This window comes from Streptosporangium sp. NBC_01469, from assembly GCF_036227305.1.
Taxonomy (GTDB): domain Bacteria; phylum Actinomycetota; class Actinomycetes; order Streptosporangiales; family Streptosporangiaceae; genus Streptosporangium.
In genome coordinates this window covers 2,131,587-2,157,595 of the sequence record NZ_CP109465.1, presented here as the reverse complement: position 1 = coordinate 2,157,595, position 26,009 = coordinate 2,131,587, and the positions used below count along the sequence as shown (strand labels likewise).

The following is a 26,009-nucleotide window of genomic DNA, read 5'->3' as shown; positions in this document are numbered from 1 at the left end:
CCCGGCCGCGCGACGGAGAAGGCCCCGATGACGGTCCACGGACGGTTCCCGGGTGCTCCACAGGCGGTCCGTGGGCCGGGAGCGTCAGGCGGATCGCCGGGCACCGCGCCCCAGACCGGGCGCAGGACGGCGGTGGAGGGGCGGCGGCGGAAACACGGGCGGCGCGGGCGGGCCGCCGACGCCGGGAAAGCGTTCGCGCCCCCGGCGACCGTCTCGGCATACTGAGCGGATGCTGATCAGGGAAGCCCGCGTGGACGACTGGCCGGCCATCTGGCCTTTCTTTCACGAGATCGTCGCCGCTGGTGAGACCTTCACCTACCCTCTCGCTCTCGACCAGGAGGCGGGTCGCGGCTGGTGGCTGCTGTCCGCCCCGAACCGTACGATCGTCGCGGTCGACGACGACGGCCTGATCCTCGGCACCGCGAAGATGAACAACAACCAGATGGGCAACGGCTCGCACGTCGCGAGCGCCAGCTACATGGTCGATCCAGCGCATTCCGGACGCGGTGTGGGCCGCGCGCTGTGCGAGTACACAATCGAGTGGGCCCGAGCGGCGGGTTTCCGCTCGATGCAGTTCAACGCGGTCGTGGAGACGAACGAGACAGCGGTGCGGTTGTACCGGCGGCTCGGATTCGAGGTGCTCGGCACCGTGCCGGAGGGCTTCCGGCACCCGGTGAAGGGCTACGTCGGACTGCACATCATGTACCGCGCTCTTTGACGGGTTCCCCGGAACGCGCCCAGACGCACCGCGGGCATCACGCACCCCTGAACGGGTGCGGCCGAACGCGGCGGGCAGATCCCGCCATGGGCCGCCGGTACGAAACCACCGCACCACCGCGTCGAACCGCTGCCGCAGGCCCGGGATCGAGCCTCACTCCCCCAGGGGCGGATGAGGATCGATCACGGACCATTCCTCGTCGGTGAGGTCTCCACGCACCGCGGCGATGGCCCACCAGGCCGCGGACCACCGCGCGGGCGAATCCCTCTGACCCCGATCCCGTACAGGCCCTAGTTCTGGTCGCACTCCTGGGTGTCGACCTGGTTGAGGAGCCTGGAGCCGTCCTCGGCGTCCGGCGCGACCTCCGCGGCGGTGAGCACGTAACCGGTCTCCTGCTGGTCGAGGGCTGCGGCGAAGACGACACCGTAGACCTTGCCGTCGGTGGTGAGCAGCGGGCCGCCCGAGTTGCCCTGGCGGACCAGGCCGCGGATGGCGTACACGTCGCGGACGACGGTCTTGCGCTCGTAGATGTTGAGGCCCTTGGCCTTCTGCTGCACCCGGATGCGGGCCACGTTCATGGTGTAGCCGTGGCCGTGCGGGAATCCGGCGACGATCGCGTCGTCGCCCTTCTCCGCGGTGCCGTCGAAGCGCAGGATCGGCATGTTGAGCCCGGTGACGTGGAGGATGGCGATGTCGCGGTCGGGGTTGTAGAGCACGACCTTGGCCGGGTGGGTCTTGTTGAGGTAGTCGGTGACCTGCAGCCCCTGGTTGACCCCGGCGACCACGTGCGCGTTTGTCATGATCTTGTTCTGGGCGTAGACGAACCCGGTGCCCTCGATGTGCTTGCGGCAGCTCGTGGCGACGCCCTGGACCTTGACGATGCCCCGGCGCGCCCGCGTGAGCTGCCTGTTGCCCTTCGCCACGCTCTGGTCGGGCGGCGAGACGTCGACGAGCTGGCCGCCCCCTATGGCGTCGAACACCTTGGGGAAGCCGGAGGTGTCGATGAGGTTCTTGAACGGCACCTGCAGCTCCTTGGCCGCGCTGGGCAGCGTCTGGTCGACCGTGCTCAGCAGCAGGGACCTGTTGATCTGCTCGCTGATCAGGGTGAACTGCGACGAGGCCAGCAGCGAGCCGATCAGCCACGCGACGATCAGCACGGAGAAGGCGCTCGCGAAGGTGCCGCCGACCGCGTCGACGACCTTGGCGGGCTCCCAGGTGACATGGCTGCGGACCACCGCGCCGATCGTGGACGACGCGAACTGCCCGATCGTGGCGGCGAGGAAGACGATGACGATCGCGAGCAGGGCACGCTCGGTCTCGCCGTCGACCACGGCTTCGGCGATGGGCGGGGCGACGAACATGCCCAGCAGCGCACCACCGACAAAACCGACAAAGCTCAGGGCACCGATGATGAACCCCTGGCGGTATCCCGACACCGCGAAGGCCACCATCAGGGCGATCAGGATGAGATCGAGGAGATCACCGCTCACTCCCTTACGGTATCCAGCCGCCGCCCCGCGCGTGCACACCTTCTGTGAGGTCTCTGCGGTTATCGTGGCCGGATGGCGATGATCGGAGGGGCGGCGGCGGTGGAGTCTCTCATCGAGACCGCGCTGCGGGAACAGGATCAGGAGGGCGCGGCTCGCTGGCGCGCGATCACCCAGCTGCAGGAACGCGGCGATCTGGAGACCTTCACCGCGGCACGGAGGCTGTGCTCGGGGAAGACCACCGCCGAGCGGATGCTCGGGGTCGACATTCTGGGACGGCTCGGCTTCGTCGACCGGACACTGCCGGTGCTCCGCGCCATGTCCATCCGGGAGGACGACTGCCTGGTGCTCTACTCGGTGCTGATCGCCTTCGGCCATCTCAGGGACCGCCGCGCGCTGCCGTCGGTGATCGCCCTCGCCGAACACGACGATCCCCGGATCAGGTACGGGGCCGCCTACGCGCTGCCGAACATCATGGGCAACCCGCCCGACCCGACGGGCCTGGCCGCGCTGCGGCGGCTCACCCTCGATCCCGACGAGGACGTGGCCGACTGGGCCCGCCTCGGCCTCGCCCTGTCAACGGGACGCGAGGTTGAGGACGTCGGGCGGGATGTCCTCGACCCGTGACCGGTCCCAGGGAAGCTCGAAACCCGAATCGCCGAGTACCCCGTCGAGCACTCCGGCGGTGAACCCCCACACCAGCAGCCCTCGCACCCGGAACGCCGGTCCCAGGTGACCGCTCGGGTGGCGCAGCCTGATCCGGTTGACCGGGTCGACGAGCTCGCGGATCGGGACCCGCTCCACCGACTCCACCTCGTCGGGAGAGGCCGCGTGCACCACGCAGGGCGTGTGCCACCAGGCCAGCACCGGGGTCACCCGGTTGTCGCTGTGGCTCACGTACAGCTCGGGCATGGTCCCGAGCACCCGGACGCCCGCCGGATCCAGACCGGTCTCCTCGCCCGCCTCGCGCAGCGCGGCGGCGATCGGGCCGTCGTCCTCGGGGTCCACCCCGCCGCCGGGGAACGCGGGCTGTCCCGCGTGCGTGCGCCCGCGCGAGCTCCGCTGGATGAGCAGCACGTCCGGGCCGAGCGGCCCCTCGCCGAAGAGCAGGAGCACCGCGGCCGCCCGCCCTCCGGACGCCGGAGGGCGGAACATCGGGGGCACCGGTGCTCCCGCGACCCGCTCCGCCAGCGTTTCCAACCATCCGGGAACCTCTTCCACGGGCACACCTCCGGCTCTCTGCAACACGGTGTCCCGCCCCGGGCTTCCCGGCGCCCGCGGATCCGCGGGACGGGGAGACACCGGCCGGGCGGCCATCCGGCGACGGTCAGGGGAAAATCACGAGAAAGGGCCGGGACGCACCAGCTTGGCGGCCAGGACCGGGTCGACGGGGCCGATTCCGTACGAGGGGCAGAGCGCGGCGAGCGGGCAGGCGCCGCAGGCCGGTTTGCGGGCGTGGCAGACGCGGCGGCCGTGCCAGATCAGGCGGTGGGACATCATCGTCCAGTCGCGCTTCGGGATGAGCCCGGCGACGACCTGCTCGATCTTCACCGGATCGGTCTCCGAGGTCCAGCGGAAGCGGTGGGTGAGCCGCTGGAAGTGGGTGTCGACGGTGATGCCGGGCACCCCGAAGGCGTTTCCGAGCACGACGTTGGCCGTTTTGCGGCCGACTCCCGGCAGGGCCACCAGATCCTTGAGCCTCCCGGGGACCTCACCGCCGTGGCGCTCGCACAGGGCCTGGGCCATGCCGACGATGCTGGTGGTCTTGGCGCGGAAGAAACCGGTGGGCCGGATGATCCCCTCCATCTCGGCCCGGTCGGCACCGGCGTAGTCTTCCGCTGTGGGATATTTTGCAAAAAGGGTAGGAGTGACTGTATTAACCCTTTTGTCCGTGCACTGGGCGGACAAGATCGTCGCGACCAGCAATTCGAGAGGATCACGGAAGTCGAGCTCGCAGTGGGCGTCAGGATAGGTCTCCGCCAGGATCCGGTCCATTCGACGAGCTCGACGGACCAGGGCAAGCTGGGATTCACCACCGGGGCTGACGTTGCGAAGCACTCCGACAGCCTACGCTCAAGGCCCCCCGGAGAGCGGCACGGTGGGATGGGTCACAATGACTGCGTGAGCCGTGAAACAGGAGGCACTGTGAACTCCGACGACGTGCTGGGCAAGGCCCCTCTGTTCGCCGCGCTCGACCGTGAGAGCGCCGCCGCGCTGCGCACGAGCATCTCCGAGGTGGAGCTGTCCAAGGGACAGACCCTCTTCAGCGAGAACGAGACCGGAGACCGCCTCTACGTGGTGCTCGAAGGCAAGATCAAACTCTCCCGCACCTCGCCAGACGGCCGGGAGAACCTGCTCAGCGTGCTGGGCCCGAGCGAGATGTTCGGCGAACTGTCCCTGTTCGACCCCCGTCCCCGTACGGCGTCGGCCACCGCGCTGACCGACGTCCTCCTGGCCGGGCTCGGACACGACGACCTGCGGCCCTGGCTGACCGGCCGCCCCGAGGTCGCCCTCCATCTGCTGCGGGCCCTGGCCCAGCGCCTCCGCCGTACGAACGACGTGCTGGCCGACCTGGTCTTCACCGACGTGCCGGGCCGGGTGGCCAAGGCCCTGCTCGACCTGGCCGAGCGCTTCGGCCAGCGGATCGACGACGGCGTGCGGGTCCACCACGACCTCACCCAGGAGGAGCTGGCCCAGCTGGTCGGCGCCTCGCGGGAGACCGTGAACAAGGCGCTGGCCGACTTCGCCCAGCGAGGCTGGCTGCGCATCGAGGCCAAGGCCGTGGTCATCATGGACCTGGAGCGGCTGCACAACCGCTCGCGCTGACCCCCGGGAGAGTCCCGGCCCGGGAGGACGGATCACCCGGAAAAGGACCGTTCCGAAGGCGGTCCCTCCGGGGAGCGGGCCTCGGAGGCGGGTCCGACGACGGTCGCCTCGACGCCGCCGTCGCGGGTGCCCGACGGGCCCGGAGGCGGGTCTAACCGTCGAGGTAGGCGAGTTGCGCGCGGACCGACATCTCCGCGGCGGGCCAGAGCGACCCGTCCACGTCCGCGTAGACGATCTCGACGATCTCCCGGGGCGTCGTCGCCCCACGCCGCCGGGCCTCCCGGATCTGCTCCAGTCTCCGCCGCCGGTGCGCGATGTAGCCGTTGAGGGCGCCGATCGGGTCGGGCAGCACCGGGCCGTGGCCGGGCAGCAGCGCCTCGGCCCCGACCCGCTCGGCCCTCGCCCGGAGCAGGTCGAGGGAGCGTAGATAGTCGGCCAGGTCACCGTCCGGGGCGATCACGGTGGTACCGCGGCCGAGCACCGTGTCGCCGGTGAGGATCGCCCGGTCGCGCGGCAGCCAGAAGCAGAGCGAGTCGAACGAGTGACCGGGCGTGCCCACGACGTGCACCTCCAGGTCCCCGGCCGTGAGCACGTCGCCGTCGCCGAGCCCCTCCTCGCCCAGCCGGTGCGCCGGGTCCAGGGCCCTGACGGGCGCGCCGACCAGCCCGGCGAACGTCGCGGCGCCGCCGCTGTGGTCGTGGTGACCGTGGGTGAGCAGGATGGCGGCGACCCTGCGGCCCTCCAGATGCCCGGCGACCCGCGCGAGGTGCTCGTGGTCGTCCGGTCCCGGGTCGACGACGATCACCTCCTCCCCGAACTCCGCGAGGCCGATGACCCACGTGTTCGTACCGTCCAGGGTCATCTCGGAGGGGTTGGGGGCGAGGAGGTTGAACGCGTGGTCCGTACCGGCTCCGTCGGGTCCCGAAAGGGGGATCCGCAGCCCGCTCACCGCGCACCGAACCGGTAGTCGTCGTCGAGCACGATGCGCATCTCCCCGTCCACCTCGGCGATCTTCGGCATGTAGGTCACGATCTCACGCTCGGCCGCGAGCACCTCGGGCACCTTCTCGTAGGCGCTCAGCTCGGTGAGCGTGCGGTGCGTCGGGGGCATCAGGAAGATCTGGCCCGTCCCGCCCTGGTCGAGCGCGTCGGCGGGCCGTACCCAGGCGACCTGGTCGGCCTCGCCGCCGACGTCGCGGGTGAGCTGGCCAGGCGGGAGCGCCGCGACGAAGAACCGGGTGTCGAAGCGCCTGGTCTCGACCTCGGGGGTGATCCAGTGCGCCCAGGGACGGAGCAGGTCGGAGCGGAGGACCAGTCCGCGCCTGCCGAGGAAGTCGGCGAAGGACAGGGTCTTGCCGATCAGGGCGAGCCGGTCGGTCTCCCAGTCGTCGCCGGTGGTGTCGGACACGACGGACTCCGCGGACGGCCCGGCCAGCAACACCCCCGACTCCTCGAACGTCTCCCGCACGGCGGCGCACACCAGGCCCCGGGCGGTCCGCTCGTCCGCGCGGAAGATCTCGCCCCAGGCGGCCGGCGAGGGACCGGCCCAGGTGATCACCTGGTCGGTGTCGCGCGGGTCGACCGACCCGCCGGGGAAGACGTAGGCCCCCGCGGCGAAGGCCATGCTCGCCTTGCGCCGCAGCAGGTAGATCTCCAGCCCGCCGGCGTCCTCTCGGAGGACGACCACGGTGGCGGCGTCCCGGGCCGGGACGGGGGCGATCCGCCCGGCCAGGATGTCGCGTGCACGCTCGCCCAGCTCACCGGAAAGCGGAATACCGCCCATTGAGACCCTCCACCAGAACACCGCTCGGTTTCAGGTCCATCATGTGGCACGGGTCCGCCCCGGACAATCACGGTTCCGCCCTCGGCGATCACGGGTCCACCCTCGGCGATCACCGCACCGTACGATCACGGGTCCACCCTCGGCGATCACGGTTCCGCCTCGGCGGTCACCGCACCGTACGATCACGGCCCCGCACCGTACGCCCCACAGGCCCCGCACCACGGCCACAGGCCCCGCAGCGACATCTCACGGCGCGACGCGGCCGGGCGACGCGCTCGCACGGCCCCCGGCGAGCCCCCACGGCGCCTGTGCGGCCCCGGCGAACCTCACCCGCCCCGAGCGCCACACCCGCCGTCGGCGGGCCTCACCGGGCCACCGAGGGCCTTCCCGCCCTCCGGCGACCCCGGCGGGCCGTCGGCAGTGACCCCAGGGGCCCGCTGGGGGCCGCCGGGGCTCTCCCAGCGTCTACCGGTCGGCATCAGGGGGCGAGCTTCACCGCACCTCGGGACCGCCAGGGATCTCCCACCACCTGCCGGTCGACACCACGCGGATCCGGCCGAGGGTACGACTTTCGCCGCCCGCCGGGGCCTTCCCGATCCCGGGGCACCCCGGCGACCTCAGCGAACCTCGGCGATCACCTCGACCTCGACCGGCGCGTCCAGCGGCAGGACCGCGACACCGACCGCGCTGCGGGCGTGCCTGCCCGCGTCGCCGAGCACCGCGGCGAGCAGGTCGCTGGCGCCGTTGACGACCTGCGGCTGGCCGGTGAAGCCAGGGGCGCTGGCCACGAAACCGACCACCTTGACGATCCGGACGATGTTCGACAACCCTCCGGCCGCCGACGCGACCGCGGCGAGGGCGTTGAGCGCGCACACCCTCGCGAGCTCGTAGGCGTCCTCGACGTCCACCTCGGCGCCGACCTTCCCGGCGGCCACCAGCTTGCCGTCCACGATCGGGAGCTGCCCCGAGGTGTAGACGTGATCACCGGAACGCACCGCCGGGACGTACGCCGCCAGCGGCGGCACCACCTCCGGCAGGGTCAGACCGAGTTCCGCCAGCTTCTCCTCGGCCGTCACTGCTTGGGCCGCTTCAGATAGGCGACCAACTGCTCGGGGTTGGGACCCGGCACGACCTGGACGAGCTCCCAGCCGTCCTGACCCCAGTTGTCGAGAATCTGCTTCGTCGCGTGGACCAGCAGCGGCACCGTCGAGTACTCCCATTTCGTCATGCGGGACACATTAGCGAGACCGCCCCCGGCAAACGGCCCACCGTGCCCCCTCGGGCACCCGGCCTGACTCCCACCCGGCTCCGGATCGGGTACCGGCACGGGTCCCCCGCCGCTCCCCCGCCGCTCCCTCGCCGCCGGAACCGAACCGGTGATCCGGACGGTTCGCTGTGAGAATCTGCATATTTACTTTCCGCATCCGATCGATTAGCGAGACGGCCGCGTACGGTTCACCGGGCCGCGCACCGGGTCCCCGGTGGCCCCCGCCTCGGCGCGTACGGCCCGCACGACCCCGGCGAGCAGGGAAAACGGCTGTGGGAGCGCCCGGTGGAGGCGTCCCGGACGGGCGCCCGTGACCGGGCGCGCCCATCCCCCGCCCGCCGGGGGAACGATGCCGGTGCGCGGTCTCCGGGGAAGGCGCCGAGGAGTTGTCAAGTACCCGTTGGGTAGCCTTCGAAGAGTGAGAGCTCGCGACACCGATTGGGACGGCGTACGCCTTCACGTCGTCACCGGCAAAGGCGGCACCGGCAAGACCACGGTGGCCGCCGCACTCGCGCTCGCCCTCGCGGCGGGTGGCAGAAAGGTCCTGCTGGTCGAGGTCGAGGGCCGCCAGGGGATCTCCCGGGTATTCGACCTGCCACCGCTGCCGTACGAGGAGCGCAAGATCGCTGTCGCGCCCGGCGGCGGGGACGTCTACGCGCTGGCCATCGACGCCGAGGAGGCCATGCTCGAATATCTTGAGATGTTCTACGGCATGCGCAGGGCCGGCAGGGCGCTCAGCAAGATCGGCATCGTCGACTTCGCCACCACCATCGCCCCCGGCTTCCGCGACGTGCTGGTCACCGGCAAGACGAGCGAGGCCGTCCGGCGCAAGGGCAAGGACGGCAGGAGGATCTACGACGCGGTCGTGCTGGACGCGCCGCCGACGGGCAGGATCGCACGCTTCCTCAACGTCACCAGCGAGGTCGCGGGGCTGGCCAGGGTCGGCCCGATCAAGAACCACGCCGACCTGGTGAACGGCGTCGTGTCCTCCCCCGAGACCGCCGTGCACTTCGTCACGCTCCTGGAGGAGATGCCGGTCCAGGAGACCCTGGACGGCCTGCGTGAGCTCCGCGCCGCCGGGCTCCCGCCCGGCGGGATCTTCGTCAACATGATCCGCGAGTCGCTGCTCCCCGCCCCCGTCCTGGACGCCGCCGCCGAGGACAGGTTCGACCCGGCCGAGCTGGTGCTCGGCCTCAAGGCCGCCGGGCTCACCGACGGCGGCTCCGCTGCGGTCGCCGTGGCCGAGGCCCTGACCGAGGAGATCGCCGAGCACGCCCGCCGCACCGAGCTGGAACGGTATGAGAGGCTGGCGCTGGACAAGGCCGCCCGCCCCCGCTACGACCTGCCGCTGCTGGCCGACGGGGTGGACCTGTCGGGGCTGTACGAGCTGGCGGAATCGATCCGCACCCAGGGAGCAGCGTGAAGACCCCCCCGTTCCTCGACCTCGACGCGATCATCGACGACCCGAACACCCGAATCGTCGTCTGCTGCGGTTCGGGTGGCGTCGGGAAGACCACCACCGCCGCGGCACTGGGGCTGCGCGCGGCCGAGCGCGGCCGTTCCGCCGTGGTGCTCACGGTCGACCCCGCGCGACGGCTGGCGCAGTCGATGGGGCTCACCGAACTCGACAACACCCCCAGGCCTGTCATGGGCGTCGAGGGGGAGGGTCGCCTGCACGCCATGATGCTCGACATGAAGCGGACCTTCGACGAGATCATCGAGGCGCACGCCGACCCCGAGCGAGCCCGTCAGATCCTGACGAACCCCTTTTACCAGTCCCTGTCGTCCAGCTTCTCCGGCACGCAGGAATACATGGCGATGGAGAAGCTGGGCCAGCTCAGGCGGTCGGACGAATGGGATCTGATCATCGTCGACACCCCGCCGTCCCGCTCCGCGCTCGACTTCCTCGACGCTCCCGAGCGGCTCGGCCGCTTCCTCGACGGCAAGCTCATCCGGCTGCTCATGCTTCCCGCCAAGGCCGGGGGACGCAGCGCGTTCAAGCTGTTCAACGCGGGTTTCGGCATCGTCGCCGGGGCGCTGACCAAGCTGCTGGGCGCGCAGGTGCTCAAGGACCTGCAGACGTTCGTGTCCGCGCTGGACGCCGTCTTCGGCGGTTTCAGGGCGCGGGCGGAGCAGACCTACCGGCTCCTGCAGGCCCCGGGGACGGCGTTCGTCGTCGTGGCCTCGCCCGAGCGCGACGCGATGCGCGAGGCGTCCTACTTCGTGGAGAGGCTCGCCGAGGAGCGCATGCCCCTGGCGGGTCTCGTGGTCAACCGGGTGCACCGTTCGCCCGCGTCCATGCTGTCCGGGGCGCGGAGCACCGCCGCCGCGGAGGACCTGGAGTCGCGCGGCGAGCACGAGCTCACCTCCGCCGTGCTGCGGTTGCACGCCGGGCGGATGCAACTGGCCGCCCGCGAACAACGCGAGGAGGAGCACTTCATCTCCGCCCATCCCACGGTGCCCGTCGCGCGGGTCCCCGCCATGTCGCAGGACGTGCACGACCTGGAGGGACTGCGCGAGGTGGGCAACCTCCTGGCCGTCCGCTAGGAGTCACCAGGAGACGCACCCCACTGGAAGACCGGGCGAGACCGGGAACGCGCGTGGCGGCGTGCGTCCCCTGCCCGTGACATGCGTGTACGGCTGGCGCCCGGCGCCAGCCGTACGGGATCGGCGCGAACTCAGCCGGCGATCAGCTCATTAGTCCGCTCGTATTCTTCTTTGGCCAACTCCAGCAGGTCTCGCCAGGAGTCGACATCCGGTCGCCGACGCAACAGCGCTCGGCGTTCGCGCTCGGTCATCCCGCCCCACACCCCGAACTCGATGCGGTTGTCCAGCGCATCGGCGAGGCACTCGGTCCGGACCGGGCATCCTCGGCAGATCAGCTTCGCTCGGTTCTGGGCAGCACCCTGAACGAACAAAGCGTCAGGATCCGCACCCTTACAGGCCGCACGGGAGGTCCAATCCGTGATCCACATTCGACCCCACTCCCCTTTAGGTGGTCAGTCGTGACTTGGGCCGACGGGCGCGGGCGTCGGGCCTCGGTATTCAATTGCTGCAGAAAGAGAACGTACGCAACCAGACGTTCGGGCCGACAGACCCCGGCGGGACCAAATTCTCACATGGTCATCCACGGCCATCTGGCCGGGAATGACTAGTCACCTGCCTGAGATACAGGACAAACCCAAGCTAAGATGGCGATCCGTTACCGTTTGCGCCATCCGTCCGACGTACCCTGGGACTCGTGCAAGCTCAAGGCAAAGACCAGGGGTCTGTGATCGGCGCTGTCGGTAATGTGCTGAAGTTGGTCGGCGCGGCGGCTGTCACGGGTGTGCTTGTCGCCGCCGTGGCGCTTCCGGCAGTGGGCGGCGCGGGGATGACGGTGAACGCGGCGGCCGACGAGCTGCGCCTTCTCCCCGAGGAGCTCAAGGAGCCCCCCCTCGCCGAGAAGACCACCCTGCTCGACGCCGACGGCAAGCAGTTCGCCCAGTTCTACTTCGAGAACCGCGAGTCGGTGAAGCTGGACGAGGTCGCCGACGTCATGAAGACGGCGATCGTGGCGATCGAGGACTACCGGTTCTACGAGCACGGGGCGATCGACCTTGAGGGCACCTTCCGCGCGGCGGTGAAGAACGTCTCGGGCGGCGGGGTCGTCCAGGGCGGCTCCTCCATCACGCAGCAGTACGTCAAGCTCGTGCTCCTCAACGCCGCGGAGACCAAGGAGGAGCAGGACGCCGCGATCGCCCCCACGCTCTCCAGGAAGCTGAACGAGCTGCGCTACGCGCTGGCCATCGAGGAGAAGTACACCAAGTCGGAGATCCTCGAGCGCTATCTGAACATCTCCTACTACGGCGCGGGCGCCTACGGCATCCAGGCCGCGGCCAGGCGCTTCTTCAACAAGCCGGCCTCGAAGCTGACCCTGTGGGAGGCGGCCACCCTCGCCGGAGCCGTACAGAACCCGAGCGTGACCGACCCCGGCGCGGGCAAGGCCTCCCGCGACCGGCTGATCGAGCGACGCAACATCGTGCTGAACCGGATGGCCGAGCTCGGCAAGATCACGCCGCAGGAGGCCGAGGAGGCCAAGAAGAAGAAGCTCGGCTTCAAGAACATCGAGGCCCCCGGCGGCTGCGAGGAGAGCGCCTACCCGTACTTCTGCCTCTACGCGCGGCAGGAGATCGCGACGAACGAGGACTTCGGCAAGACCCGCAAGCAGCGCGAGAGGCTGCTGCAGCGAGGCGGCCTGGTCATCAGGACGACGCTCGACACGAAGGCCCAGAAGGCCTCGGAGAAGGCGATCAGGGAGTACGTCAAGGCCAGCGACAAGCCGGTCGCCGCACAGGCGATGGTCGTCCCCGGCACCGGCGCCGTGAAGGCGATGGCCGCCAGCCGCAACTTCGGCAGGAACAAGAAGAAGAACGAGATCAGCTACAACCTCGTCGGCGACAAGGCCCACGGCGGCGGGGCGGGCTTCCAGGCGGGCTCCACGTTCAAGCCCTTCACCCTCCTGACCGCCCTGGACCAGGGTCTGAAGCTGAACGACGGCTTCGGCACCGGTTCCGGCTACCGGGCACCCAGCGAGAGCGCGTTCCGTGACTGCAAGGGCAACAGGGTCGGCGAGCCCGAACACGAGGTCAAGAACTCCAGCGAGGGTGGCGGCGGCTTCAAGACCCTGACCACCGGCACCCTGGGCTCGGTGAACACCTTCTTCATGCGCCTGGAGCAGGAGGTCGGCCTCTGCGAGACGGTCAAGATGGCCAAGAACCTGGGCATCAAGCGCGCCGACGGCAGGGCTCTGAAGGAGTTCGAGACCTTCACCCTCGGTATCAACGAGATGGACCCGGTGACGGTCTCCGCCGCCTACGCGACGATCGCCGCCCGCGGCACCTACTGCAGCCCGATGGTGATCACCGAGAGCACCGACCGCGACGGCAAGAAGACCTCCTACAAGCCGAAGTGCAAGCAGGTCCTGGACGAGGAGGTCGCCGACGCGGCCAGCCACATCATGTCCGGGGTCTTCACCAAGGGCACGATGACCGAGGTCGGCGGCATCGGCCGGCCCGCGGCGGGCAAGACCGGCACCACCGACGCCTACACCGCCGCCTGGTTCGCCGGGTTCACCCCCGATCTCGCCTCCGCGGTCAGCCTCGGCGACCCGCGCGGCGCCTTCAAGTACGACCTGACCGGCGTGACCATCGGCGGGCGCTACTACAGCTACGTGTACGGCGCCTCGATCTCCGGGCGGATCTGGAAGGACTCCATGCTCGACGCGCTCAAGGGCGTCGAGGCGACCCCCTTCACCCCGGTGAACATGGAGCGCTTCGGCGGCTGCTCCGGCGGCCGGTGCGCGCCCAAGCCCCCGCCGAAGCGCGAGGGCGACGGCCCCGGTGACGGCCGGGGTGACAACGGCGACAACGGTGACAACGGCGACAGCCCGTTCAGGCCGGACAACGGTGGCCAGGAGGTCAACGACGGCGCCCCGTTCGGCCCGTTCGGCGGCGCCCCGATCGCCCCGGCCGTCCCGTAGCGGCACCGGAGCCCCCGGAAACACCGGAGCCCTCCTCGCCGGACCTCTCGAAGGTCCGGCGAGGAGGTCTCTCGCCGTACGGGCCCCGCACGGGGCCGCGCGTCTCAACGAGGCGGGCCGGTAGCGCCGGCGCGGCCTCGCGCTCGTTCTCGGATCGGCCGAGTCGATCGGGTCAGCCCGGTCAGCCGGATCAGCCCGGTCAGCCGGGTCGATCGGGTCAGCCCGGTCAGCCGGATCAATCAGGTCAGGCGGATCGGCCGGGTCAGCCCGGTCAGGATGACGCCAGGCGGGCCCGTACGGCCTGCGCGACGCGACCGCCCTCGGCGCGGCCGGCGACCTTCGGGTTCACGATCTTCATGACCTGGCCCATGGCCTGCGGCCCGGTGGCGCCGCTCTCGGCGACGGCCTCGTCCACGAGCCCGGCGAGCTCCTCGTCGGACAGCTGCGCGGGCAGGTACGCCTCCAGCACGGCCTGCTCGTCGACCTCCGCCTGAGCCTGCTCCACCCGGCCGGCACCGCTGAACGCCTCGGCGGCCTCACGGCGCTTCTTGGCCTCCTTGGCCAGCACCTTGACGACCTCGTCGTCACTGAGCTCGCGTGCCGTCCTACCCGAGACCTCCTCGACGTTCACGGCCGCGAGGGCCATGCGAATCGTGCGGGTGCGGATCTCGTCCCTGCTCTTCATGGAGGCCGTGAGATCGGCCTTCAGCTTGTCCTTCAATGCGCTCATGACGTCCATCTTGCCGCCTCACCAGCCCAGCTGTATCCCGAGTTTCCGTTCGAGGGCCCGATCTCGGGCATGATGAGAAGGTGAGGAAAGCAGCCGCGGTGCCCCTGTCCCTGTTCGGCGTCGGCCTGGCCGGCCTCGCGTACGCCTCGATCGTCGAGCGCAACGCGTTCCGGCTGCGCCGCTTCGACGTGCCCGTTCTGGAGCCGGGGCAGCGGCCGGTGCGCATCCTCCACCTGTCCGACCTGCACCTCACCCCCGGCAGGCGGATGCTCATCGACTGGGTGCGCTCGCTGGGAGCCCTCAACCCCGACCTGGTGGTCAACACCGGCGACTCCATCGCGCACCCCGACTCGATCGCGCCCCTCCTGCACGCCCTGGAACCCCTGCTGTCACGGCCGGGCCTGTTCGTCTACGGTTCCAACGACATGTACGAGCCGCGGCCGAAGAACCCCGCACGCTACCTCTGGCGCACCTCCAAGGCCGACTACGGCCAGAAGATCCCCAACCTCCCCTGGGAGGAGCTGGGCGCCGCCATGGCCGCCGAGGGCTGGCTCGACATGAACAACACCACCGCCCGCCTCAAGGTCGGCGATCTCGACGTGGCCGTGGGCGGCATCCACGATTCCCACATCAACCTCGACCGCTACGACCTGATCGCCGGTCCCGCCCCGGCCGCGGCCGACCTGCGCCTGGGCGTGATGCACTCGCCGGAGCCCCGCAACCTGACCCGCTTCGCCGCCGACGGCTACCAGCTGCTGCTCGCCGGGCACACCCACGGCGGCCAGCTCTGCGTCCCCTTCTACGGCGCCCTGGTCACCAACTGCGGCATCGACCGGGCCCGCGTCAAGGGCATGAGCCGCCACGACTCCGCCTACCTCCACGTCTCCGCCGGCCTCGGCACCAGCCCTTACGCCCCGGCCCGTTTCGCCTGCTACCCCGAGGCCAGCCTCCTGACTCTGATGCCCCGCCGCCGGGGCGACGCAAGCACCCATGAAGTCCGCTAGACTTTTCCAAGCACGAGCAAGACCGGGCGTGTGACCGGGGTGTGGCGCAGCTTGGTAGCGCGCTTCGTTCGGGACGAAGAGGCCGCAGGTTCAAATCCTGTCACCCCGACGTTGAGTAAAGTCCCGAGGTCAAGGGCCGTTTCTGAGAGATCAGGAACGGCCTTTCGCTTTCCCGGATTCGGTGATCGTGCGTCGCAGGTGCGTCAAGATCACTAATTCGCCTTCCGTGACGCACGCCGCTCCCACGACTCCTTCACCTTGTCGTGAGCGTCCGGAGCCAGATGCGCGTAACGCTGCGTAGTCTCAAACGACTCTGGCCGAGAAGCGCCTGCACGTCGTACAGCGGCACCCCGTCCTGCACCAGCCAGCTCGCCGCCGTGTGCCGCATGATCCTCGGCGGGTACCGGCGAATCCGATGCGCCGGCACGTCACACAGTTCCCCGCACTCCCCCGGCGCGAACGTCCGCTTCGACTCCTCGCCCGGCGACCGGTTGCCGCACAAGCACGCCGCCTCGATCGCCGGATACCAGACCCGAAGCCGCACGTGCCCGTCGTCGACCGGGCTGCCCTCGGGCGCCGAGAACACCAGTGCCTCGCGCGACCGCCCCTGCATGAGACGGCTCATCCGCTCCAGCGTCGCCGGCGGGATCGGCACCGTCCTGCTTCGCCCCGACCGCCGTATCGCCTCCACCGGATACAACGGCGTACCCCCAGGAGACGACGGGTGTCTCTCTGCGCCGTGTGAGCGAGTCGGCAAAGCGCTGCGCGGAAGCAGTATCTGCGCTGGCTACAGCGATTGCCGGTCTGTTCATACTGAGGCCAACGCCCTGCTCTACGCCAGCAAGGACGACTGCACCGACGAGCCCTGCTCGTCCTGCATGAAGCTAATCCGCGGTGCTGGTGTGGCCCGACTGGAGAGTACGTATAACCATCATCCCCCTCCGCGAGCCCTACGGTTACAGACCTCCCGAGGGTTCACGGCCTCGGCGCGGGCAGTCAAGAAGGTGGCGCGGATAGTCAAGCAAGCGGACTGCTTCCTCTGTTATTTTCAATTCGTTTATATCGGGATCATCCCAAACCGCGAAAGGGAAAGGTTAGTCACCACATGCGCCTGAAATCCAAGTTCGCGGCCCTGGCAATTGCCGCGGTTGCCTCGTTTTTGTCATGCCTGTGTCCGCGGCCAGCGCGGCACCGGTGGACCCCCCAACTGGAGCGGTGTGGCTGACAACCCAGGTTACTCTTCTTAGCGACCCAAACAAGCGATGCATGCTCGGTAAGGGTAAAACTGTGATGGGTCCCGTCACCCAGTATCCATGCATGAAATACGATGACCAGCTGTGGGTCTTCAATAAAAGGGGAACCGAGCCGGTTAGCGGCGAAGATTACTACTGGATAAGCAACGTCAACAGCGGCATGTGTGTAGTCGTTCAAGGCGGGGCAAATAACGCGCCGGCGAAGCATACACGTTGCGCTAATTACGCGGACCAGCATTGGTATGTGGATTACACCAACGGCTGGGATGGGATGAAATTCCGAAACCGTAACAGCAATAAGTGTCTTGTCGCCCGAGGCACAACGCCTGGCACCCAGTTGGTGCAATCTGCGTGCGCTGATTACAACGACCAAGACTGGAACGGTTTTATTTGGCCCTAATCTGCAAACAATCCCCCGGCTTCGGCCGGGGGCTTATTTGTGTTGAGGCCCCGGATTCGGGGTCGGAGCCCCACAAGAACATGCCATCCATGTTTAAATGAGGCCATGGAACTTGATCGCGCGCAGGCGTTCGCCGATGAGTGGGCAGCCGACTGGAACTCCGGAGACATCGATCGCATCATGAAGCACTACGCCGACGACGTGGTGTTTCGCTCTCCGCTCGCAGTTCGGCTGCTTGACGGTTCGGACGGGACGGTGCGCGGCAAGGAAGCGCTGCGGGCGTACTGGGCCCAGGGCCTACGGCATAACCCGGATCTACATTTCCACATCCTTGGGGTCTACGCCGGTATCGACTCCGTCGTCATCAACTATCGGAACCAGGCGGGACAGATGTCCAACGAAGTGTTGATCTTCGATGGTGACCTCATCGTCTCTGGATGGGGCACACACGGGCCGAAACCGAGCTGACTCCTCGCTTGGCGACGACCTTCCGCCCGGCTCACTGAGGTGATCTCAGAAAGATCGACATGGACAATCGGCGCTTGATGTCGTCGGAATAGCGCCGGCGGGAATGAACCGGAATGGATCGCGATGCGCCTGAAACAGGCGTGGAGCTTTCGGTAGAAGAGGTCTCACCACAAGTCTTCTTCAGTCCAGAAAGCCCCAAGTGATCACCTATCGTGCCACGCTCGACGTCCCACGGGAGCTGGTTTGCCCTCTCCTTGCTCCTGGCGGCCGAACGCCGCCGACTGGGCACCCGCAAGGGCTCTCGGGCGCTGACCTGCTTTGCTCAGGCGGTCAATCGCGCGCGCTCGACACGCCCATCGTCTTCTGAAGCTCAGGCGCTATGTCGATCGTTCGTATGACGCGGTTTCTAAGGACCGGGCTCAATCCGGAGTCGATCACTATGGTCACCAGCAGGGTATGTCGAGGAGATCGGCCGGCATGCGTCGATGCAGCGGGATCATCCGCTCTCCGGCGAGGATGCGTAGTAGGGCGAACAACCCGGCGAAGAGGTGCTCAAGGAGCCGTTCCGCGATGCGGCGTCCGATCTCGACGCGCTCGCCGAGCGGGACGCGGCTCCATTCGGGGGCGGCGCGGGCGGCCGATTCGAGGGCCAGGGCCGTCATGCTCTCGTCGGCGACGACGCACGCCCCCACGACGCGTTCCCCCGCCGCGTACGGGTCGGTGATTCCCAGGTCGAGGTCACGCTTGAGCCGCAGGCTGGGGAAGGTGTCCTCGATAAGGGCCCGAGCGGTGAGCGTGTGAACGAACCGGGCGTTGTCGCCGGTGACATCTCGGCCGCCGATGTAAGCGGGATATATCCCGCTTACATCTCCTCCTCCGTTCGATACGACCACGGCTGATATTCACGCTAGGCGCGGTAATACCGTTGGGCAACGGGGGCGTCATAAGGACTCCTTATCGGGCCCAAAAGCCATTCCTTATCGGGCTCGGGACCATTTCGTCCACGACGAGCCGGAACGGCGGGCCTCGGCACACGCGACCACGAACGGGGCGCTCTCGGCCTCGGAACCTGAATCAATCGTTTCATCCGCCTGGCCGGGCGCGGAGGGAAGACCCGCGAGCCGATCGACGCGCTCGTCGAGCTGGTGCCCGCCCCCGCCATGGCCGGCCGGTGAACCGCTGCCCGGCGGCCGGGATCAGCCCGCCCCGAGCGGATGGCCCGGACCCTCGAGGCCGGCGTGCCGCAGCCAGACGTAGTCGACCGGCTGGGCGACGTTCCACTCCGCCGGGATCGCGTCGCGGACGTCGGCGGGGCCCCGCCCGCCGGGCACCGCGGCGCGATCCTCCGGGCCGTCGCACGCGGGCGCGCCACCATGGGCGACGACCGGGCGACGTGAATCCGCCGCCCGGCGGCCCGGAGGGATCAGGTCCCGTCCGCGGAGAGGGTTCTCTCACCGCCGCGAATCGACGGGCCGGTCAGGGGCACCGTCTACTTGCGGTCCTTGGTCACGGAATAGGAGTGAGCGCCGGTTCCGGCGAGCTTTCCGCCCTGGACGATGAGGTATTCCGGGCGGATGGGGGTGCCGTCCAGCCATGACTCCAGGATCTCCCGGGTTCCCGCGGCGTAGCGGGCCTGGGCGGAGAGGGAGGAGCCGGAGATGTGCGGGGTCATGCCGTGGTGGGGCATGGTCCGCCAGGGGTGGTCGGGGCCGGCGGGCTGGGGGAACCACACGTCACCGGCGTACCCGGCGAGCTGCCCGCTCTCCAGGGCGCGCACGATGGCGTCGCGGTCGCAGATCTTGGCGCGGGCGGTGTTGATCAGGTAGGCGCCGCGCTTCATGGTGGCGATCAGCTCGTCGTTGAACATCCCCTCGGTCTCGGGATGCAGGGGCGCGTTGACGGTCACCACGTCGCAGGCGGGGACCATGTCGGCGGTGGTGGGATGGAAGACGAGACCGAGTTCCTCCTCGACCTCCCGGGGCAGCCGGTGGCGGTCGGTGTAGTGCAGGTGCACGTCGAAGGGCTTGAGGCGGCGCAGCACGGCCAGGCCGATGCGTCCGGCGGCGACGGTCCCGACGTGCATGCCCTCCAGGTCGTAGGAGCGGGCCACGCAGTCGGCGATGTTCCAGCCCCCGTCGAGAACCCGCTGGTTGGAGGGCAGGTAGTTGCGGACCAGGGACAGGATCATCATCGCGACGTGCTCGGCGACGCTGATGCTGTTGCAGAAGGTGACCTCGGCCACGGTGACGTCGTGCTCGATGGCCGAGTCCAGGTCGACGTGGTCGGAGCCGATGCCCGCGGTGATGGCCAGCTTCAGGTTGGCCGCCCTGGCGAGCCGCTCGGGGGTGAGGTACGCGGGCCAGAACGGCTGGGAGATGACCACGTCGGCGTCGGGGAGCTCGCGGTCGAACGCGGAGTTCTCCCCGTCCTTGTCGGAGGTGACGACCAGGGTGTGGCCGCGGCTCTCCAAAAAGGCGCGCAGGCCCAGCTCTCCGGAGACGCTGCCGAGCAGGTGTCCGGGGGTGAAGTCGGTTCCCTGTGGGGTGGGCAGGGACTGTCCGCCGGGGTAGTGCGCGATGTGCGGAAGGTCGTCGCGGGCGTAGGAGGTCGGGTAGCCGTTCTCCGGGTCGTCGTACAGGACACACAGCACCTTCGCCATGACATCTACTCCTCGTCTTTTTACATACGGATTTCGTGCAGCTGCTTTTCACCTTCCTCGCCATTGCCATAAAACGTCAAAACGAAAATCCCTATGTATAGATAGACGATATCTATGTGTCGTTCTTTCGCGCGGGAGGGCCGGACAGATAGCCGTGCAGCAGCCCGTCCAGGACGGCACGCATGTCGACGCCGCGGGCGGCGTCCAGGAGGGCGCGCGCCAGCACGGGTTCGGGGGTACGGTCGGCGACGACCAGGCCGACCCGGGGTGCCCGCGACGGGTTCTCCAGCCGGATCACCCGCATCCCGTCGGGCACCCCGAACATGTGCAGCCAGGCGTGCGCGATCACGCTGGACCAGCGGTGGGTGGCGACGTGGGCGTACAGCGCCGAGACGGTGTCGGTCTCGATCGCCGGTACGACGACGGCGCCGGCCTCGGCGAAGATCTCGTCCAGGATGCGCCGGTTCTGCATCTGCGGTGCCAGCAGGCACAGCGCGAGCGTGGCCACCTCGGCCCAGCGCACCACGGCGCGTCCGGCCAGTTCGCCGTCGTCCGGGGTCAGCAGCAGGTAGCGCTCCTCGTACAGCGGCGCCGTCCGCACGTTTCCCAGGGAGTCGCCGTCCAGGTAGGTCATGGCGATGTCGAGATCGAACTCGGCCAGCCGCCGGGTGATCTCGTGCGACGACAGCGATTCCAGCGACACCCGGACGTGGGGGTGGCGTTCGCAGAACGGCGTGGTCAGCAGCGGCGCGACGGTCAGCGCGGTGGGGATGGCCCCCATCCGCAGCGTGCCCGACAGGCTGCCCCGCATCGTCGAGAGGTCGTCGAGCAGCGCGTCGCGTTCGGCGAGGATCCGGTGCGCCCACAGCAGCACGTGCTCCCCCTCGGGGGTGAGCCCGGCGAACCGGCGGCCCCGGCGCACGATGGGGACGTCCAGCTCGCGCTCCAGTTTCCGGATCGCCGCCGACAGGGACGGCTGGGAGACGTGGCAGGCGGCGGCCGCCCGAGCGAAGTGCCGCTCGCGGGCCAGCGCGACAAGATATTCCAACTGGCGCAAAAGCACGCCACAGCATGCCCCTATCCTGTCCGCCGCGTCTACACCGCCACGCGACGCCCGCGCATCGCAGTTGCCATGGGCAGGCAGGCATCAGGTGGTCTACCTGCCATGGCACGACACCTCAGCGGTGCCGGGCGCCCTCGTGGTCGGCGTGGCCGGCGGGTTCCAGTTGCAGCGTGGAGTGCTCTACGTCGAAGTGACCGGCCAGGCACTCGTGCAGGCGGTCCAGCACCGGGCCGAAGGAGCCGTCCACCAGGACGCCGTCCGCCATCACGACGTGGGCGGACATGACCGGGAGCCCCGAGGTGATGGTCCAGGCGTGCAGGTCGTGGACGTCGATGACGCCCGGCGTCTCCATCAGGTGCCTGCGGACCTCCTCCAGGTCGACGCCCCGGGGAACGGCTTCGAGCAGGATGTCCACGGCCTCGCGCAGCAGGCTCCAGCTGCGCGGCACGATCAGCAGGGCGATGACGACGGAGACGATCGGGTCCACCGTCGTCCAGCCGGTGAGCGCGATGACGACCGCCGCGACGATCACCGCGACCGAGGCCAGCAGGTCGCCGAGGACCTCCAGGTAGGCGCCCCGCAGGTTGAGGCTCTCCGCCTGGCCGGAGCGCAGCAGCCACAGCCCGACCGCGTTGGCGGCCAGGCCGACCACGGCCGTCACGAGCATCACCGTTCCGCCGACCGGCTTGGGATCGGCGAAGCGCCGGACGGCCTCGTACAGGATGTAGAGGCTCAGGGCGAGGAGGATGACCGCGTTGATCGCGGCGGCGAGGATCTCCGCCCGCTGGTAGCCGAAGGTCCGCCGGGCACTGGCCGGCTTGCCGGCCATCCAGACGGCGAACAGCGCCAGCGCGATGCCCGCGGCGTCGGCGGCCATGTGCCCGGCGTCGGCGAGCAGCGCCAGGCTGCCCGACAGCGCCGCGCCGACGACCTCGACGACGAGCACGACGACGGTCAGCAGCAGCACGACGACCAGACGCCCGCGGTGTGCCGCCGCCGCCGTCGGCTTCGTGTGCCCGTGTCCGTGCCCCATGACGCTCCGTCTCCATCGTCCGTCGATACAGTCTCCAGTGTTTATACAGCAATCACTGTATATACAGCAACTGATGTATTGTGATAACCATGCTCACCGCCGCGACGCGTCTTGACGCGATGGCCCGCCTCGGAAGGGCGCTGGCCGATCCCAACCGCTGCCGGATGCTCATCGCCCTCCTCCAGGGACCCACCTACCCGGCGCGACTGGCCGAGGATCTCGGGCTGACGCGCCAGAACGTGTCCAACCACCTGTCGTGCCTGCGCGGCTGCGGCCTGGTGGTCGCGGTGCCCGAGGGGCGCCAGACCCGGTACGAGCTGGCCGACCAGCGCCTCGCCCACGCCATCGAGGACCTCGTCCACGTCGTGCTCGCCGTCGATCCCGACCACCACGACGTCCACGAGGCGGATCCGACGGGATAGTTCCATACCGGTATCACCAGGTTCCTCAGCCTCATAACTGCCCATCTAGCACTCTTTAGTGGCATAAAGTAACCCCCCGGAGTCAGGCGGCGACAGACGGTAATGTACGTTTGTGGTCATGATCGTGTCGATGCGGCGAGTCGCTCAGCACGGAGGCGTCGCCTTCGCGCTAGGGCTGGCCGTGCTCGGCGCCGTCATGTTGATGCACCTGGCGCTGTGCGTCGTGGTTCCCGCGCATCAGGGACACCTTCACGCGCCCGGCCACCTGCCACCGGCCACCCCGGACACCGGCGTGATCGCCGCCGCGGGACTCCTCACCGTGATCGGCGCGGAGGTACCCGCGGACCACGTACCGTGCCCGGCGCCACCGCCTGCCGACGAGGATCACCACCTGTGCGGCGCGGCGGCCGGGGCGCAGATCACCGGCGCGCGTGCCCCGGTGCCGACCGGCCCGGTCATCGGTGACCCGGTGGCCGCCGAGGACGTCTCGGCGCCCTCACCGCCGCCCGCGCGGCATCGCGCGCGACCGGTCCGTCCGCCCCCGGGGGCGGCGTTACTCCTTCTCAAATCCGTTTCCCGTATATAGCCCGCCCCGCGGGCCCGCTCGTCAACGACTCCGCGCTCCTCAGAGCTCCTCGCGAGCTTCTCACGAGCGGTACGAGCCGTCGCTCACGCGTGCCCAGAAGCGAGTTGATCACATCGCATCCAGGGGAAACGGATCATGACATACACACTTAATTCACTGCAGGTCGCTGCCGAGCCGCCGCAGATCGACACCGCCTCGCTCAGCCGGCTGATCACCGGGGCCACCTGCCACACTCCCGACCGCGTGGTCGGCAACACCCCGGTGCTCTGGGTTCCCGAGATCGCCTCGGGGCTGGGGCACGGATTCTGGGCGAAGCTGGAGGGCGGCAATCCCGGCGGGATCAAGGACCGCTCCGCGCTTTACATCGTCGAGCGGGCGCGCGAGCGCGGCCTGCTGCGGCCGGGAGCGCCCATCGTGGAATCCACCAGCGGGACCTTCGGGCTGGGCCTGGCGCTGGCCGGCATCGTCCACGGCCACCCGGTGACGCTGGTGACCGACCCGGGCATGGAACCGCTGATGCGCCGGCTGCTGTCGGCCTACGGGGCCCGCCTCGTCATCGTCACCGAACCTCACCCGGTGGGCGGCTGGCAGCAGGCCCGCCGCGAGCGCGTGCGGGAACTGCTCGGCGAGCACCCGGACGCCTACTGCCCCGACCAGTACAACAACCCCGACAACGTCGCCGCCTACGCGGGACTGGCCGTGGAGCTGGCCGGCCAGCTCGGGCGGATCGACGTCCTGGTGTGCAGCGTGGGCACCGGCGGCCACAGCGCCGGCGTCTATCGCGTGCTCCGGCGTTTCTACCCCGACCTGCGGCTCGTGGGCGTCGACACGATCGGCTCGACCATCTTCGGCCAGCCCGCGCGCTCGCGGCTCATGCGCGGCCTGGGCAGCAGCATCTACCCGCGCAACGTGGCGTACGAGGCCTTCGGGGAGGTCCACTGGGTCGCGCCCGCGGAGGCGGTCTGGGCCTGCCGGCGCCTGGCCGCGCTGCGGTACGCCACCGGCGGCTGGAGCGTCGGCGCGGTGGCCCTGGTGGCGTCCTGGCTGGCCCGCGCACTGCCCGGACACACCCGGATAGCGGCGATCTTCCCCGACGGCCCGCACCGCTACTTCGACACCGTTTTCAACGACGACTACTGCGCGGAACACGGTCTGCTCGGCACGCCTCCGGTGACGGACCCCGACGAGATCGCCCATCCGGCCGAGCGCGAGCCGACGCGCTGGACGCGCTGCGCGACCGTGCTCGACCCGGCCGCTTTCCTGGGACACGGCGTCGCCGGCCTCGGAGACGGCATCGCCATCCCGGGAAACGGCGTCGCCCTTCCTGGAGACGGCGTCGCGGAGACGCCGTCGGCCGCCACGGAAGGCGGTGCCCGCGCCGAGGTCACCGCCGTCGAGAGGGCAACCGGGAAAGCCGTCGAGAAGACAGCCGGGGAAGGTGTCCCGCGGTGAGGAGCACCCTGGCCCTGGCCCGCTCCTTCGACCGGCCGGTGAAACTGCTGCTGATCAACCAGCTCACCATCAACACCGGCTTCTACATGCTGATGCCCTATCTGGCCGGCCACCTGTCGGGAACGCTGGCACTGCCGGCCGCGCTGGTCGGCCTGGTCCTGGGCATCCGCAACCTCAGCCAGCAGGGCATGTTCCTGGTCGGCGGCACCCTCGCCGACCGGCTCGGCCACAAACCCATGATCGTCGCGGGCTGCGGGCTGCGCACGGTCGCGTTCCTGCTGCTCGCCGTGGCCGACTCCCTGCCCGCGCTGGTGATCGCCTCGGCGCTGACCGGGTTCGCGGGCGCGCTGTTCAATCCCGCCGTACGGGCCTACCTCGCCCGCGAGGCCGGGGCGCGGAAGGTCGAGGCGTTCGCCGCGTTCAACGCCTTCTCCCAGGCCGGCATCCTGATCGGGCCGCTCATCGGCCTGCTGCTCAACGCGGTGGCCTTCAGGCTCGTCTGCCTGGTCGCGGGCGTGATGTTCGCGGTCCTGACGGTCGCCCAGACGCGAGCCCTGCCCGCGGGAGCCGCCCGGGAGGGCGGGGACGGGCGGGGGGTGCTGCCGGCCTGGCGCGGGGTGGTCGGCGACCGGCCGTTCCTGCTGTTCTCCCTGGCCATGATCGGCTCCTACGTGCTGAACTTCCAGGTCTACCTGGGGCTGCCGCTGGAGATCCGCCGGGTGACGGGCGGCGAACTGGGGATCACTCTCGTGTTCGCCGTCTCGGCGGTGATGACCCTCGCCGGCCAGGCCCGCCTGACGGCGTGGGCGACCCGGCGGTGGCGACCGCAGCGGGCCATCGCGTGGGGCCTGGTCCTGATGGGGCTCGCTTTCGCCCCCCTGGCCCTGGCCGCCCCCTGGGCGGGCACCGCCGTCATGCCGTCCGGCGGTGCCGCCGGGGTGCTCGCGCTGGTCCCCGTCCTGGGGACGGCGGTGCTGCTCAGCCTGGCCACCATGATCATCTACCCGTTCGAGATGGCGACCATCGCCGCCTTCGGCGGCCGGCACATGGTGGGCACGTACTACGGGCTCTACAGCACCCTGGCCGGGGTCGGCGTCGCCGCGGGCAACCTCCTCACCGGGTGGTCCCTGGATCTGGGCGCGCGGATCGGCCTGCCGAGCCTGCCATGGCTGGCCCTGGCGCTGATCGGCCTCGGCTGCGCCGCGGCCGTCGCCGCCCTGGACCGATCGGGACGCCTGGCGACGTCACCGGAGGCCGCTCCGGCGGCGGCGTGAGGCACTCCCGGCCGGTCCGGTCCTGACGGCCGTCCGGCGACGGCGTGAGGCACCACCGGCCGGT

The 26,009-nt window shown here is 69.6% G+C and carries 29 protein-coding genes and 1 tRNA gene; 15 read left to right on the top strand and 15 right to left on the bottom strand.

What is annotated here, in order from left to right; translation table 11 throughout:
* Positions 1-229 precede the first annotated feature (229 nt).
* On the top strand, positions 230-718 hold the full coding sequence (locus OG587_RS09740; protein WP_329088908.1) for a GNAT family N-acetyltransferase: 489 nt from the start codon (positions 230-232) through the stop codon (positions 716-718).
* A gap of 290 nt (positions 719-1,008) precedes the next feature.
* On the opposite strand, the gene OG587_RS09735 is transcribed toward OG587_RS09740, so the two are convergent.
* Positions 1,009-2,208, bottom strand: coding sequence for a MarP family serine protease (locus OG587_RS09735; RefSeq protein ID WP_329088905.1), 1,200 nt, complete (start codon positions 2,206-2,208; stop codon positions 1,009-1,011).
* Between the two features lie 72 nt (positions 2,209-2,280).
* Between OG587_RS09735 and OG587_RS09730 the strand changes: the two genes are divergently transcribed.
* Positions 2,281-2,832: a HEAT repeat domain-containing protein gene (locus OG587_RS09730; protein WP_329088903.1), complete on the top strand. Its 552-nt coding sequence runs from the start codon at positions 2,281-2,283 to the stop codon at positions 2,830-2,832.
* On the opposite strand, the gene OG587_RS09725 is transcribed toward OG587_RS09730, so the two are convergent.
* Both OG587_RS09725 and nth read right to left on the bottom strand, forming a co-directional pair.
* Positions 2,782-3,426 (bottom strand): NUDIX hydrolase, encoded by a 645-nt coding sequence (locus OG587_RS09725; protein ID WP_329088901.1) that lies wholly within the window; start codon positions 3,424-3,426, stop codon positions 2,782-2,784. The genes OG587_RS09730 and OG587_RS09725 overlap by 51 nt on opposite strands.
* Before the next feature lie 117 nt (positions 3,427-3,543).
* Entirely contained in the window at positions 3,544-4,263 is a 720-nt protein-coding gene (gene nth, locus OG587_RS09720; RefSeq protein WP_329088900.1) for an endonuclease III, read from the bottom strand.
* An 87-nt stretch (positions 4,264-4,350) separates the two neighbouring features.
* On the opposite strand from nth, the gene OG587_RS09715 reads away from it, so the two are divergent.
* Entirely contained in the window at positions 4,351-5,031 is a 681-nt protein-coding gene (locus OG587_RS09715; RefSeq protein WP_329088899.1) for a Crp/Fnr family transcriptional regulator, read from the top strand.
* 151 nt (positions 5,032-5,182) lie between these two features.
* Here OG587_RS09715 and OG587_RS09710 read toward each other — a convergent pair whose 3' ends face one another.
* The 4 genes from OG587_RS09710 to OG587_RS09695 form a co-directional block, all read right to left on the bottom strand.
* Positions 5,183-5,980, bottom strand: a complete 798-nt coding sequence (locus OG587_RS09710; protein ID WP_329088897.1) for an MBL fold metallo-hydrolase — start codon at positions 5,978-5,980, stop codon at positions 5,183-5,185.
* Positions 5,977-6,813, bottom strand: a complete 837-nt coding sequence (locus OG587_RS09705) for an NUDIX hydrolase (protein WP_329088895.1) — start codon at positions 6,811-6,813, stop codon at positions 5,977-5,979. The genes OG587_RS09710 and OG587_RS09705 overlap by 4 nt, the downstream gene beginning before the upstream one ends.
* A 617-nt stretch (positions 6,814-7,430) precedes the next feature.
* Complete coding sequence (locus OG587_RS09700) at positions 7,431-7,889, bottom strand: RidA family protein (RefSeq protein ID WP_329088894.1); 459 nt, start codon at positions 7,887-7,889, stop codon at positions 7,431-7,433.
* The gene (locus OG587_RS09695; protein ID WP_012887236.1) at positions 7,886-8,041 is read right to left on the bottom strand and encodes a DUF4177 domain-containing protein; all 156 of its coding nucleotides are present in this window, start codon (positions 8,039-8,041) and stop codon (positions 7,886-7,888) included. The genes OG587_RS09700 and OG587_RS09695 overlap by 4 nt, the downstream gene beginning before the upstream one ends.
* A 457-nt stretch (positions 8,042-8,498) precedes the next feature.
* On the opposite strand from OG587_RS09695, the gene OG587_RS09690 reads away from it, so the two are divergent.
* Both OG587_RS09690 and OG587_RS09685 read left to right on the top strand, forming a co-directional pair.
* Positions 8,499-9,503 carry an ArsA-related P-loop ATPase gene (locus OG587_RS09690; protein WP_329088890.1) on the top strand — a complete coding sequence of 335 codons (1,005 nt, stop codon included), beginning with the start codon at positions 8,499-8,501 and terminating at the stop codon, positions 9,501-9,503.
* Positions 9,500-10,627 (top strand): ArsA family ATPase, encoded by a 1,128-nt coding sequence (locus OG587_RS09685; protein WP_329088888.1) that lies wholly within the window; start codon positions 9,500-9,502, stop codon positions 10,625-10,627. The genes OG587_RS09690 and OG587_RS09685 overlap by 4 nt, the downstream gene beginning before the upstream one ends.
* A 131-nt stretch (positions 10,628-10,758) precedes the next feature.
* Here OG587_RS09685 and OG587_RS09680 read toward each other — a convergent pair whose 3' ends face one another.
* Positions 10,759-11,055 (bottom strand): WhiB family transcriptional regulator, encoded by a 297-nt coding sequence (locus tag OG587_RS09680; RefSeq protein ID WP_012887233.1) that lies wholly within the window; start codon positions 11,053-11,055, stop codon positions 10,759-10,761.
* A 317-nt stretch (positions 11,056-11,372) separates the two neighbouring features.
* On the opposite strand from OG587_RS09680, the gene OG587_RS09675 reads away from it, so the two are divergent.
* Entirely contained in the window at positions 11,373-13,601 is a 2,229-nt protein-coding gene (locus OG587_RS09675) for a transglycosylase domain-containing protein (RefSeq protein ID WP_329088882.1), read from the top strand.
* A gap of 271 nt (positions 13,602-13,872) precedes the next feature.
* Here the strand turns inward: OG587_RS09675 and OG587_RS09670 are convergent, their stop codons facing one another.
* Complete coding sequence (locus tag OG587_RS09670) at positions 13,873-14,331, bottom strand: GatB/YqeY domain-containing protein (protein WP_329088880.1); 459 nt, start codon at positions 14,329-14,331, stop codon at positions 13,873-13,875.
* 80 nt (positions 14,332-14,411) lie between these two features.
* On the opposite strand from OG587_RS09670, the gene OG587_RS09665 reads away from it, so the two are divergent.
* Together OG587_RS09665 and OG587_RS09660 are read left to right on the top strand one after the other, a co-directional pair.
* Positions 14,412-15,335: a metallophosphoesterase gene (locus OG587_RS09665; protein WP_329088878.1), complete on the top strand. Its 924-nt coding sequence runs from the start codon at positions 14,412-14,414 to the stop codon at positions 15,333-15,335.
* A 35-nt stretch (positions 15,336-15,370) separates the two neighbouring features.
* Positions 15,371-15,444 (top strand) — tRNA-Pro (locus OG587_RS09660).
* A 144-nt stretch (positions 15,445-15,588) separates the two neighbouring features.
* Here OG587_RS09660 and OG587_RS09655 read toward each other — a convergent pair.
* Positions 15,589-15,960 (bottom strand): hypothetical protein, encoded by a 372-nt coding sequence (locus OG587_RS09655; protein ID WP_329088877.1) that lies wholly within the window; start codon positions 15,958-15,960, stop codon positions 15,589-15,591.
* Between OG587_RS09655 and OG587_RS47105 the strand changes: the two genes are divergently transcribed.
* The 3 genes from OG587_RS47105 (at position 15,947) to OG587_RS09645 (ending at position 17,456) form a co-directional block, all read left to right on the top strand.
* On the top strand, positions 15,947-16,450 hold the full coding sequence (locus OG587_RS47105; protein WP_443075517.1) for a hypothetical protein: 504 nt from the start codon (positions 15,947-15,949) through the stop codon (positions 16,448-16,450). The two genes, OG587_RS09655 and OG587_RS47105, sit on opposite strands and share 14 nt — an antisense overlap.
* 49 nt (positions 16,451-16,499) lie before the next feature.
* On the top strand, positions 16,500-16,988 hold the full coding sequence (locus tag OG587_RS09650) for an RICIN domain-containing protein (RefSeq protein WP_329088874.1): 489 nt from the start codon (positions 16,500-16,502) through the stop codon (positions 16,986-16,988).
* A 105-nt stretch (positions 16,989-17,093) separates the two neighbouring features.
* Entirely contained in the window at positions 17,094-17,456 is a 363-nt protein-coding gene (locus tag OG587_RS09645) for a nuclear transport factor 2 family protein (protein WP_329088872.1), read from the top strand.
* 443 nt (positions 17,457-17,899) lie between these two features.
* Here OG587_RS09645 and OG587_RS09640 read toward each other — a convergent pair whose 3' ends face one another.
* The 5 genes from OG587_RS09640 to OG587_RS09620 form a co-directional block, all read right to left on the bottom strand.
* A complete protein-coding gene (locus OG587_RS09640; RefSeq protein ID WP_329088871.1) occupies positions 17,900-18,349 on the bottom strand; it encodes a hypothetical protein in 450 nt (149 codons plus the stop codon).
* Positions 18,350-18,652: 303 nt separating this feature from the next.
* On the bottom strand, positions 18,653-18,787 hold the full coding sequence (locus OG587_RS09635; RefSeq protein ID WP_329088869.1) for a hypothetical protein: 135 nt from the start codon (positions 18,785-18,787) through the stop codon (positions 18,653-18,655).
* 158 nt (positions 18,788-18,945) lie between these two features.
* Complete coding sequence (locus tag OG587_RS09630) at positions 18,946-20,115, bottom strand: NAD-dependent formate dehydrogenase (protein ID WP_329088866.1); 1,170 nt, start codon at positions 20,113-20,115, stop codon at positions 18,946-18,948.
* A gap of 112 nt (positions 20,116-20,227) precedes the next feature.
* Positions 20,228-21,163: a LysR family transcriptional regulator gene (locus OG587_RS09625; protein WP_329088864.1), complete on the bottom strand. Its 936-nt coding sequence runs from the start codon at positions 21,161-21,163 to the stop codon at positions 20,228-20,230.
* A gap of 130 nt (positions 21,164-21,293) precedes the next feature.
* Entirely contained in the window at positions 21,294-22,211 is a 918-nt protein-coding gene (locus OG587_RS09620) for a cation diffusion facilitator family transporter (protein ID WP_329088862.1), read from the bottom strand.
* Between the two features lie 89 nt (positions 22,212-22,300).
* Between OG587_RS09620 and cmtR the strand changes: the two genes are divergently transcribed.
* The 4 genes from cmtR to OG587_RS09600 all read left to right on the top strand — a co-directional run bounded on the left by cmtR (position 22,301) and on the right by OG587_RS09600 (position 25,945).
* Positions 22,301-22,633: a Cd(II)/Pb(II)-sensing metalloregulatory transcriptional regulator CmtR gene (gene cmtR / locus OG587_RS09615; protein ID WP_329088860.1), complete on the top strand. Its 333-nt coding sequence runs from the start codon at positions 22,301-22,303 to the stop codon at positions 22,631-22,633.
* A gap of 130 nt (positions 22,634-22,763) precedes the next feature.
* A complete protein-coding gene (locus OG587_RS09610) occupies positions 22,764-23,219 on the top strand; it encodes a hypothetical protein (RefSeq protein ID WP_329088858.1) in 456 nt (151 codons plus the stop codon).
* 135 nt (positions 23,220-23,354) lie between these two features.
* Positions 23,355-24,671 (top strand): PLP-dependent cysteine synthase family protein, encoded by a 1,317-nt coding sequence (locus OG587_RS09605; RefSeq protein ID WP_329088856.1) that lies wholly within the window; start codon positions 23,355-23,357, stop codon positions 24,669-24,671.
* The gene (locus OG587_RS09600) at positions 24,668-25,945 is read left to right on the top strand and encodes an MFS transporter (RefSeq protein WP_329088854.1); all 1,278 of its coding nucleotides are present in this window, start codon (positions 24,668-24,670) and stop codon (positions 25,943-25,945) included. Before OG587_RS09605 ends, OG587_RS09600 begins: the two co-directional genes overlap by 4 nt.
* Positions 25,946-26,009 lie beyond the last annotated feature (64 nt).

Coding starts and splice junctions, on each gene's coding strand:
- OG587_RS09670 (WP_329088880.1), bottom strand. CDS start 14,331: ATGAGCGCATTGAAGGACAAGCTGAAGGCCGATCTCACGGCCTCCATG.
- OG587_RS09655 (WP_329088877.1), bottom strand. CDS start 15,960: ATGAGCCGTCTCATGCAGGGGCGGTCGCGCGAGGCACTGGTGTTCTCG.
- OG587_RS09680 (WP_012887233.1), bottom strand. CDS start 11,055: ATGTGGATCACGGATTGGACCTCCCGTGCGGCCTGTAAGGGTGCGGAT.
- OG587_RS09730 (WP_329088903.1), top strand. CDS start 2,281: ATGGCGATGATCGGAGGGGCGGCGGCGGTGGAGTCTCTCATCGAGACC.
- OG587_RS09630 (WP_329088866.1), bottom strand. CDS start 20,115: ATGGCGAAGGTGCTGTGTGTCCTGTACGACGACCCGGAGAACGGCTAC.
- OG587_RS09740 (WP_329088908.1), top strand. CDS start 230: ATGCTGATCAGGGAAGCCCGCGTGGACGACTGGCCGGCCATCTGGCCT.
- OG587_RS09695 (WP_012887236.1), bottom strand. CDS start 8,041: ATGACGAAATGGGAGTACTCGACGGTGCCGCTGCTGGTCCACGCGACG.
- OG587_RS09620 (WP_329088862.1), bottom strand. CDS start 22,211: ATGGGGCACGGACACGGGCACACGAAGCCGACGGCGGCGGCGGCACAC.
- OG587_RS09650 (WP_329088874.1), top strand. CDS start 16,500: ATGCCTGTGTCCGCGGCCAGCGCGGCACCGGTGGACCCCCCAACTGGA.
- OG587_RS09605 (WP_329088856.1), top strand. CDS start 23,355: ATGACATACACACTTAATTCACTGCAGGTCGCTGCCGAGCCGCCGCAG.
- OG587_RS09705 (WP_329088895.1), bottom strand. CDS start 6,813: ATGGGCGGTATTCCGCTTTCCGGTGAGCTGGGCGAGCGTGCACGCGAC.
- OG587_RS47105 (WP_443075517.1), top strand. CDS start 15,947: ATGAGACGGCTCATCCGCTCCAGCGTCGCCGGCGGGATCGGCACCGTC.
- cmtR (WP_329088860.1), top strand. CDS start 22,301: ATGCTCACCGCCGCGACGCGTCTTGACGCGATGGCCCGCCTCGGAAGG.
- OG587_RS09645 (WP_329088872.1), top strand. CDS start 17,094: ATGGAACTTGATCGCGCGCAGGCGTTCGCCGATGAGTGGGCAGCCGAC.
- OG587_RS09610 (WP_329088858.1), top strand. CDS start 22,764: ATGCGGCGAGTCGCTCAGCACGGAGGCGTCGCCTTCGCGCTAGGGCTG.